Annotated in this window: 9 protein-coding genes and 1 pseudogene; 1 reads left to right on the forward strand and 9 read right to left on the reverse strand. The window is 66.2% G+C overall.

Going from position 1 to position 7910, the window contains the following annotated elements:
• Positions 1 to 1005 (reverse strand): lipoyl synthase, encoded by a 1005-nt coding sequence (gene lipA / locus ACE039_RS07270; protein ID WP_313462663.1) that lies wholly within the window; start codon positions 1003 to 1005, stop codon positions 1 to 3.
• Between the two features lie 159 nt (positions 1006 to 1164).
• On the opposite strand from lipA, the gene ACE039_RS07275 reads away from it, so the two are divergent.
• Complete coding sequence (locus tag ACE039_RS07275) at positions 1165 to 1977, forward strand: substrate-binding domain-containing protein (RefSeq protein ID WP_105555799.1); 813 nt, start codon at positions 1165 to 1167, stop codon at positions 1975 to 1977.
• A gap of 77 nt (positions 1978 to 2054) precedes the next feature.
• On the opposite strand, the gene ACE039_RS07280 is transcribed toward ACE039_RS07275, so the two are convergent.
• The 8 genes and pseudogenes from ACE039_RS07280 to ACE039_RS07315 all read right to left on the reverse strand — a co-directional run.
• Complete coding sequence (locus ACE039_RS07280) at positions 2055 to 2774, reverse strand: tetratricopeptide repeat protein (RefSeq protein WP_485822008.1); 720 nt, start codon at positions 2772 to 2774, stop codon at positions 2055 to 2057.
• On the reverse strand, positions 2771 to 3409 hold the full coding sequence (gene lipB / locus ACE039_RS07285) for a lipoyl(octanoyl) transferase LipB (protein WP_485822009.1): 639 nt from the start codon (positions 3407 to 3409) through the stop codon (positions 2771 to 2773). The genes ACE039_RS07280 and lipB overlap by 4 nt, the downstream gene beginning before the upstream one ends.
• 11 nt (positions 3410 to 3420) lie before the next feature.
• A complete protein-coding gene (locus ACE039_RS07290; RefSeq protein ID WP_105555796.1) occupies positions 3421 to 3693 on the reverse strand; it encodes a YbeD family protein in 273 nt (90 codons plus the stop codon).
• A 111-nt stretch (positions 3694 to 3804) separates the two neighbouring features.
• Positions 3805 to 4671, reverse strand: coding sequence for a D-amino acid aminotransferase (locus tag ACE039_RS07295; RefSeq protein ID WP_485822010.1), 867 nt, complete (start codon positions 4669 to 4671; stop codon positions 3805 to 3807).
• A gap of 135 nt (positions 4672 to 4806) precedes the next feature.
• On the reverse strand, positions 4807 to 6069 hold the full coding sequence (locus ACE039_RS07300) for a D-alanyl-D-alanine carboxypeptidase family protein (protein WP_105555794.1): 1263 nt from the start codon (positions 6067 to 6069) through the stop codon (positions 4807 to 4809).
• 146 nt (positions 6070 to 6215) lie between these two features.
• Positions 6216 to 6869 carry an alpha/beta hydrolase gene (locus ACE039_RS07305; protein ID WP_310035104.1) on the reverse strand — a complete coding sequence of 218 codons (654 nt, stop codon included), beginning with the start codon at positions 6867 to 6869 and terminating at the stop codon, positions 6216 to 6218.
• 33 nt (positions 6870 to 6902) lie between these two features.
• Positions 6903 to 7523, reverse strand: coding sequence for an ABC-type transport auxiliary lipoprotein family protein (locus tag ACE039_RS07310; RefSeq protein WP_448711533.1), 621 nt, complete (start codon positions 7521 to 7523; stop codon positions 6903 to 6905).
• A pseudogene (locus tag ACE039_RS07315) lies at positions 7520 to 7910 on the reverse strand (MlaD family protein); the annotation flags it as partial. The pseudogene ACE039_RS07315 and the gene ACE039_RS07310, both read right to left, overlap by 4 nt.

Genomic DNA, 7910 nt, shown 5'->3' on the forward strand with positions numbered 1-7910 from the left:
TCAGTTCACGCCAGCGGCGTGCGCCTGCTCGTCCGCGTGGTAGGACGAACGCACCATCGCACCCACCGCCGCATGTGAAAACCCCATTGCATACGCTTCACGTTCGAACATGGCGAACGTGTCCGGGTGCACATACCGCAACACGGGCAAGTGATGTTCCGACGGCTGCAGATACTGGCCGATCGTCAACATATCCACATTGTGCTCGCGCATGTCGCGCATCACTTGCAGGATTTCTTCGTCCGTCTCGCCCAGGCCCAGCATCAGACCCGACTTGGTGGGCACTTCGGGGTGCAACTTCTTGAACTCGGCCAGCAGCTTGAGCGAGTGCATGTAATCCGAACCCGGACGGGCCTGCTTGTACAGACGCGGCACGGTTTCCAGGTTGTGGTTCATGACGTCCGGAGGACCGGCGTTCAGGATGGCCAGCGCGCGGTCCAGGCGGCCGCGGAAGTCGGGCACCAGCACCTCGATGCGGGTGGTGGGCGACAGTTCGCGGATGTGCGTAATGCAATCCACGAAATGGGCGGCGCCGCCGTCGCGCAGATCGTCGCGATCGACGGACGTGATCACGACGTAAGACAGCTTCAACGCGGCGATGGTGCGCGCCAGGTTCTCGGGTTCCTTGGTGTCCAGCGGATCGGGGCGCCCGTGGCCCACGTCACAGAACGGGCAGCGGCGCGTGCACTTGTCGCCCATGATCATGAACGTGGCCGTGCCCTTGCCGAAGCACTCGCCGATGTTCGGGCACGAGGCTTCTTCGCACACGGTGTGCAGATTGTGCTCCCGCAGGATGCGCTTGATGTCGTAGAAGCGCGAACCGGGCGCGGCGGCCTTCACGCGAATCCACTCGGGCTTCTTCAGGCGTTCTGCCGGGACGATCTTGATCGGAATGCGTGCCGTCTTAGCCTGCGATTTCTGCTTTTGCGTCGGATCGTAGGCCGAGTCCGCAGGCGCGGCGGCGGATTCGTTCGAGGGGACAGGAGACTCGGCAAGCGTAGACATTGGACACCTTCGAAACCGGTGCGCAGGACGGCCCGGTCTGAGACAAAAGAGGCATTTTACCCCCCCGCGCCAGGATCCGCCCCGGACGGACGCCTGCCCCGGGGCGACGGCCGTCCGACTGGGTTATCGTCACGCCTGACGAATCCCCTGAAATTCTCCATGTCTTCCCTGCCTATGCTGCGCCCCGTCGCGCTCATCGCGCCCCGCCTGGATGCCGGACCTGCCGGCCGCGCCATCCAGGCTTGCGCCGAACGGCTGGCGCCCGCCGGCTACTACCTGGCCGCCGGCCCCTGGCACGATGCCGCCATGCTGCCCCAGTTGGCCGTGCTGCGCCCGGCTGCGGCGCTGGTCATCGGCCCCCTGGACGAGCCTGCGCTGCGGGCCGGCCTGGCGGGGCTGGAAATACCGGTGGTGGAAACCTGGAGCGCCTCGACCCGGCCGCTGGATAGCGCGGTCGTGATCGACAACGAAGAAGCCGGCCGCATGGCGGCCCGCCATCTGGCCGAAAAGCGCCATGCGCTGGTGGCCTGCATCAGCGCCGACAATCCCTGGGAACGCGCGCGGCGCGACGGCTTCCTCAGCGCGGCGGCCGCGCTGGGCCTGGACCGGGTCGCCGATATCGTGCAGCCCGAGGTGCAGCAGATGAATGATGGCCGCATGGCCTTCCTGCGGCTATTGGCCACCAATACGATCTTCGATGCGGTGTTCTGCACGTCGGACCTGCTGGCCGCCGCGGCAGTGTCCGAAGCGCACAACCGCGACCTTCACGTGCCGCAAGACCTGGCAGTGCTGGGGTTCACGGACGACGGCAGCGCGGCCCAATGGGCGCAAGGGCTGACCACGCTAGGCGTGGACGCCGCCGATCTGGGCAGGCGAGCGGCTCAATTGCTGCTGGATAGACTGGCTGGCGTCCAGGGCACCGGCCAAGGCGACACCTTGGAAGCCGTCTTCGAAACCCGTCTGAGCACGTAGGAAGGCATTTCCGCCGCCACCACGACGCGCCCCCGCCTTCGCGGCGGTGCGATCTGCCGCCGCGATCGCGCGCGCCGTCAGATCTCGTATAGCGCCGGAAAGCCGCAGTCCTGAAGCATGACGTTGGCTTCCTTCAAGAACGCCGGCGTGGACGTCTCGGGGACGCGGACCAGCCACTGCACCGCTTCCTGTTTCTGGCCACGCAACAGCAGCAGGCGGCCCAGATGGAACATACCCCGGAAATCGCCGCCTTCGGCGCAGCGTTGGTAGCAGTCGAATGCGCGCGCCATGTCTTGCGCCACGACATCGCCCGCTTCGTAGAAGCGGCCGACCACGCCGATCGATTTCACGTGGCCGGTCTGCGCCGCCTGCTGATACAGCGCCAGCGCCGCGGCCTTGTTCTGCGTGACGCCGCCCCGGCCGCTGCGCAGCATGTGGGCATAGTTGTACATGCCCCAGTCCAGGCCACGGTCGGCGGCCAGCCGGAACCAGTAGGCCGCCACCGTGTCGTCGCGCGGCACGCCCCAGCCGTTCTCGTAGCAGCGGCCCACCATATTGATGGCCATCGGGTGGTCGGCGTTGGCGGCCCGCTTGAACCACGCCAAGCCTTCTTCAGGCTGGCTGTCGACGCCCACGCCGTCCAGCAGCATCTGCCCGTAGATGGTCTGTGCTTCGACCAGCCCGACTTCGGCGGCCGCCCGGATCCAGGCGGCATAGTCTTCAGCCGGCCCTTCACGCAAGCGCGCCAGTTGTTCGGGGGACGTCGCGGCAACGTCGGCGGCGCTGTAGGTCTTCATGCGGGGTTCCTTGCGCGGCGCCAGGCGGCCGCCAGATTCTGCGCCAGCGCGTCGCCCACGCCAGCGGGCGCACGCCGCACGCCACAGGCCGCCATATCGACGGTGCGCAGGCCTTCGTAGCCACAGGGATTGATGCCCAGGAAAGGTGCCAGATCCATCGCCACGTTCAGCGAAACCCCGTGATAGGCGCGCCCGTTGCGGATCTTGATGCCCAGCGCGGCGATCTTGGCCAGTTCGCCGCCGTCGGGGTCCGGCACATACACGCCCGGCGCGCCGGCCTTGCGGCAAGCGCCGTCGATGCCGTGCTGGGTCAGCGTGTCGATGACCGCGCCTTCCAGCAAGTTGACGTATTCCTTCACGTACATGTCCATGCGGCGCAGGTCGAACAACGCGTACGCCATTACCTGGCCAGGCCCGTGATAGGTCACTTGGCCGCCGCGGTCGCAATGGACGATGGGGATATTGCCCGGGTTCAGCACATGCTGGGGCAGGCCGGCCTGCCCCAATGTATAAACCGGCGCGTGCTCGCACAACCAGATTTCGTCAGGCGTATCGGCGCCGCGCTGGTTGGTGTACGCCTGCATTTCCTGCCAGACCGGCAGATAGTCCGCCGGCCCCGCGAGCCACTTGATCACGGCATTCCTGCTTACAGAACGATGGACACCATCGGATGGCCGTGCAGCGCCTGATAGAGGCTGTCCAGCTGTTCGCGCGAGGTCGCGCGCACGGTGAAGGTCAGGCCCATGTAGTTGCCGCCCTTGCTGGGACGCATCTCGACCGTCGCGGCGTCGAAGCCTGGGTCGAACTTCAATACGACTTCAGTCAGCGTCTGCGCGAATTCGGGGTGGTGCTTGCCCATGACTTTGATGGGAAAGTCACTGGGGTATTCGATAAGCGAGTCTTCGGGCGGGATATGCATGATTTGCCTGGAGTAGTAGTTGCCCCTGAATGTTCTTATATGGGGGCAAACGGGGCGTTGGCAAGTGTCCGCCGGCTGCCGGGCGGCCCGAGGGCCGCCCGGAACAACGGTTTACAGCGCGGCGATGCGGGCATCATAACCCGCGCGTAATTGCTGGAAAACAGGGCCGGGCTTGCCGGACCCGACCGGTTTTCCGTCCAGCGAAACGATCGCCAGCACTTCCTTCGTGGCCGACGACAGCATCAATTCATCAGCGGATTCCACTTCTTGCTGCGTGATACGGCGCGCCTCGAACGGGATGCCCGCCTGGGCCGCCAGTTCGCCCATCAGGCCATAGCGGATGCCTTCCAGGATCAGGTTGTTCTTTGGCGGCGCCAGCAACTTGCCACCCGAGACCACCCAGATGTTGGTGGATGAGCCCTCGGTCAGGTAGCCGTCGCGGAACTGCACGACCTCGTCGGCGTTGGCGTCCACGGCCTGCTGCTTGGCCAACACGTTGCCCAACAGGGACACGGACTTGATCTCGCAGTGCAGCCAGCGTTCGTCGGCAATGCTGATGGCCGTCAAGCCCTGGGCGCGCTGCGCGGCCGGCGGCGGTGCCCACGCGGAAATCATGCCGAACACGGTGGGCGTGACCGGCGTGGCCGGAAACTGGTGATCGCGACGGGCGACGCCGCGCGTCACCTGCAGGTACACGATGCAGGTATCCAGGTTCGTGCGCGCCAGCAACTGCTCGACCAGAGTGACCCAGCCTTCGCGTTCGAACGGCTGCGCGATCCGCAAGGCGGCCAGGCTGCGATCCAGGCGATCCAGGTGCTCCGTCATGCGGAACGCCTTGCCCCGGTACACGGGGACGACTTCATAGATGCCGTCGCCGAAAATAAAGCCGCGGTCGAGAACGGAGACCTTGGCCTCGTCCACACGCAGGAACTCACCATTGAGATACACCTGGCTTTCGCCCGGCACGCCCGGAATCATGAGGCACTCCTGAATTTTCAAAAGTAAGGGACGAACCGCCCGGTCCGTCCCAATATGGAAAATGGGCGTTTCGCGCACGAAACGCCCATTGCTAGCTTACACCCGTGGCCGCGCCCATGGCGCGCGCTTGTCCGTTTACTGGAACCAGCGCTTGACGGTGTCGACCATGCGGCCGAAGAAGCCGGCGCGTTCGACGGCATCCTGCACCACCAGCGGTTCAGTGCGCAGCACCTTGCCGTCCAGCGTGAATTGCAGCGTGCCGACCTGCTGGCCCTTGGCCAACGGGGCGATGAGCGGATCCGTGCGTTGCGCCACCGGCTTCAGGTCGCCGGCCTTGCCGCGGGGCACCGCAATCGCCACCGGCTTGGGCGGACCCAGCTTGACGTTTTCGGCCGTGCCTTCCCAGACGCGCGCATCGATGCCCGGCTGGCTCTTGTCGAACAGCTTCACGGTGTCGAAGTTCTGGAAGCTCCAGTTCAGCAGTTTCAGGCTTTCTTCGGCGCGCGTGGCTTCGCTGTCAGTGCCCACCACGACCACCAGGATGCGCCGATCGCCGCGCACCGCGGTCGAGACCAGGCAGTAGCCGGCCGAATCGGTGTGGCCGGTCTTCATGCCATCCACCGACGGATCCGCCCACAGCAGGCGGTTGCGGTTGGGCTGCGTGATCTTGTTGTAGGTGTAGCTCTTTTGCTTGTAGTAGTGGAAGAAGTCCGGGTGATCGGTGATCAGGTGCGACGACAGGGTGGCCAGGTCGCGCGTGGACGTCATGTGCTGCGGATCGGGCAAGCCGGTCGCATTCATGAAGTGCGTGCTTTTCATGCCCAGGCGTTCCGCTTCCTGGTTCATCAGCGACGCAAAGGCGGCTTCGCTGCCGCCCACGGCTTCGGCCAGCGCCACGGAAGCATCATTGCCCGACTGCACGATCATGCCCTGATTCAGTTCGTCGACCGTGACGGGCTTGCGCGGTTCAATGAACATGCGCGAGCCGCCCGTGCGCCACGCGTGCTCGGACACGGGGACGGTCTGCTCCAGCGTCAGGCGCTTTTCGTCCAGCGCGTTGAACACGACGTAGGCCGTCATGATCTTGGTCAGCGACGCCGGCTCGACCTTCATGTCAGGGTTGGAGGCAGCCAGCGTCTGGCCGCTGTTCACGTCGATGACAATCCACGCCTTGGCCGCGATGGTGGGCGCCGGCACGGCCGACACGTCACCCACCGGCACCGCGCCAGATGCCGTCGGAGCCGGCGCCGTCGCGCCTGCGGCAGCGGGCGCGGCGGCAGGCGCCTGTTGCGCCCAGACCGGCATCGAGGCCGCGAGCATCGCCGACAGCACCGCGCCGGAAAGCAGGCGGCGGGTCAAGACAACGGGGGATTGAGCGGAGTAAGGCAAATTCTTCATCGGCAACGTGGGTCCAGGAGAGACGCCCGCCGGCGCGGGGCTAATGGCTGACAATTATAGGCAGCCCGTTGGACCGGTCCGCCCCGCACAGGGTTCCGCACGCATTTAAATCATGCAACCTGATGCAACCCCGCCGCAACGATCGGTCAATCCAGCGCGACTTTCAGGCGCGCCTGTACCAATTGGCGCAGCACCAGAAGCTTGCCATGGAAGAAATGCGATGCGCCCGGCACCACCACCACGGGAATCGAGCGCGGCCGCGCCCAGTCCATGGCTTCAGACAGCGGCACCACTTCGTCTTCTTCGCCGTGCACCATCAACGTATCGTCGGGGACCTGCACTTCCTGTGACTGGAAGCGGTTCACGGCTGGCCCCATCAGCATCAGCGCCGACGGCAACACGGTGTCGCCCGCCTCGGCCAGCGCCGCATAGGTCTGCGCGGCCACCGCGGTGCCAAAGGAAAATCCGGCCAACACCCAGGGCGCTTCGGCCAGTTCCGGATGCAGCTCGCGCATCTGCGCCACCACGGCCAGCATGTCCTGCGTTTCGCCGACCGATTTATCGAATGCGCCTTCCGACAGGCCGACGCCGCGGAAATTGGGGCGCACCGCCACCAACCCATGCTGCACGCAAGCGCGCGACAGGGTCGTGACGACCTTGTTCTCGCGCGCGCCGCCTTGCAGCGGGTGCGGGTGCAAGACAAGCGCCCAGCCTCGCGGCGTGCCGGCAGGCCAGTCAACGGCGCAGTCGATGCGGCCGGCGGCCCCGGCGAAGGCGTGGGTATCAGTACGTGCGGACATGGCGAAACTCAGCGTGCGAAAAAGAGAATGATGTTAACCGGCCGGCCGGGACGTGGCGGCAGGAGCGGATGCGGCGCTGGCCAGCCATTGCGCCAGCTGGTCGGCGGCCTCGTCGGTGGCCTGCCGCAATGCCGCCACACCGCCCGCGGCATCCTGCGTGGCCGCAGGCACTCGCACCTGGATGCGCTTCTGGTCCATCACGGCGCGGCCATTGACCAGCACGGCCTGCAACAGGATACGGCCCTCGCTGGACTGGCCGTCTTCGGCGTACACCTGCTCGAACTGCATCAGCGACAGCTGCAACTGCGGCATCTGCAGATTGACCCGATCGGCCAGCACCGCCCCCTGGCGAGACAAGCGGTCCGTGATGCGCTGGCGCACCAGTTCCGACGGCGCCGAGGCCCAACGGTATGTCGCGTAGGCCTTGGGCGCGGCACTGTCGCCCACCCGCCAGATCACGCTGGTGTCCGACAACACCGGCACGGCCTGCAAGCTGAGGGCGATCGGGGCGCGCGCGGGCAACGTCGGCACGGGCCTGGTGTCCAGGCCCAGATCGAACACGGAAGGCGGCGCCCCCACGCGCCCGATGCCGCAACCTGCCAGCGTTGTGGCAACGGTCAATGTGAAGATCAAAACGGTGCGACGCATTTTCATTTTGGCTGTCTCCCGAAGCCCGCGAATCCGGCTTCGCCGGGTCCCGGCGCGATGGGCGCCGGGCCGAACAAGAACGATTGCGGCGTGCTGTCCACACGGCGCAGGGTGATGGTCGCGCCGCGCGCGGCCGCGCTGACGTTGGCGGCCATGTTGGTGACGGCGGGCAAGGTTTCGCCGTCCAGCCGCGCGGCGGCCAGCGCGATCTCGTTCAAGCTGCGCGTGGCCACCGTCAACGGGCCATCCGGCGCATTCAGACGCGCCAATGACTGCCGCGCCTGCTGCGCCAGATCGCCCACCTCGCGCGCCGCGCGGTCCGCCTGGCGCGATGTGTTGCCCAGGGATTCAATCAGAGGACCCAGCTTGGCCATCGCGGGCGCCCGCCCACCG

It is taken from the genome of Achromobacter maghribensis (assembly GCF_057334215.1).

What these genes read in the sequence shown, in the direction of transcription:
- lipA (WP_313462663.1), bottom strand. Translation starts at nt 1,005, where the DNA reads ATGTCTACGCTTGCCGAGTCTCCTGTCCCCTCGAACGAATCCGCCGCC.
- ACE039_RS07275 (WP_105555799.1), top strand. Translation starts at nt 1,165, where the DNA reads ATGTCTTCCCTGCCTATGCTGCGCCCCGTCGCGCTCATCGCGCCCCGC.
- ACE039_RS07280 (WP_485822008.1), bottom strand. Translation starts at nt 2,774, where the DNA reads ATGAAGACCTACAGCGCCGCCGACGTTGCCGCGACGTCCCCCGAACAA.
- ACE039_RS07290 (WP_105555796.1), bottom strand. Translation starts at nt 3,693, where the DNA reads ATGCATATCCCGCCCGAAGACTCGCTTATCGAATACCCCAGTGACTTT.
- ACE039_RS07295 (WP_485822010.1), bottom strand. Translation starts at nt 4,671, where the DNA reads ATGATTCCGGGCGTGCCGGGCGAAAGCCAGGTGTATCTCAATGGTGAG.
- ACE039_RS07300 (WP_105555794.1), bottom strand. Translation starts at nt 6,069, where the DNA reads ATGAAGAATTTGCCTTACTCCGCTCAATCCCCCGTTGTCTTGACCCGC.
- ACE039_RS07305 (WP_310035104.1), bottom strand. Translation starts at nt 6,869, where the DNA reads ATGTCCGCACGTACTGATACCCACGCCTTCGCCGGGGCCGCCGGCCGC.
- ACE039_RS07310 (WP_448711533.1), bottom strand. Translation starts at nt 7,523, where the DNA reads ATGAAAATGCGTCGCACCGTTTTGATCTTCACATTGACCGTTGCCACA.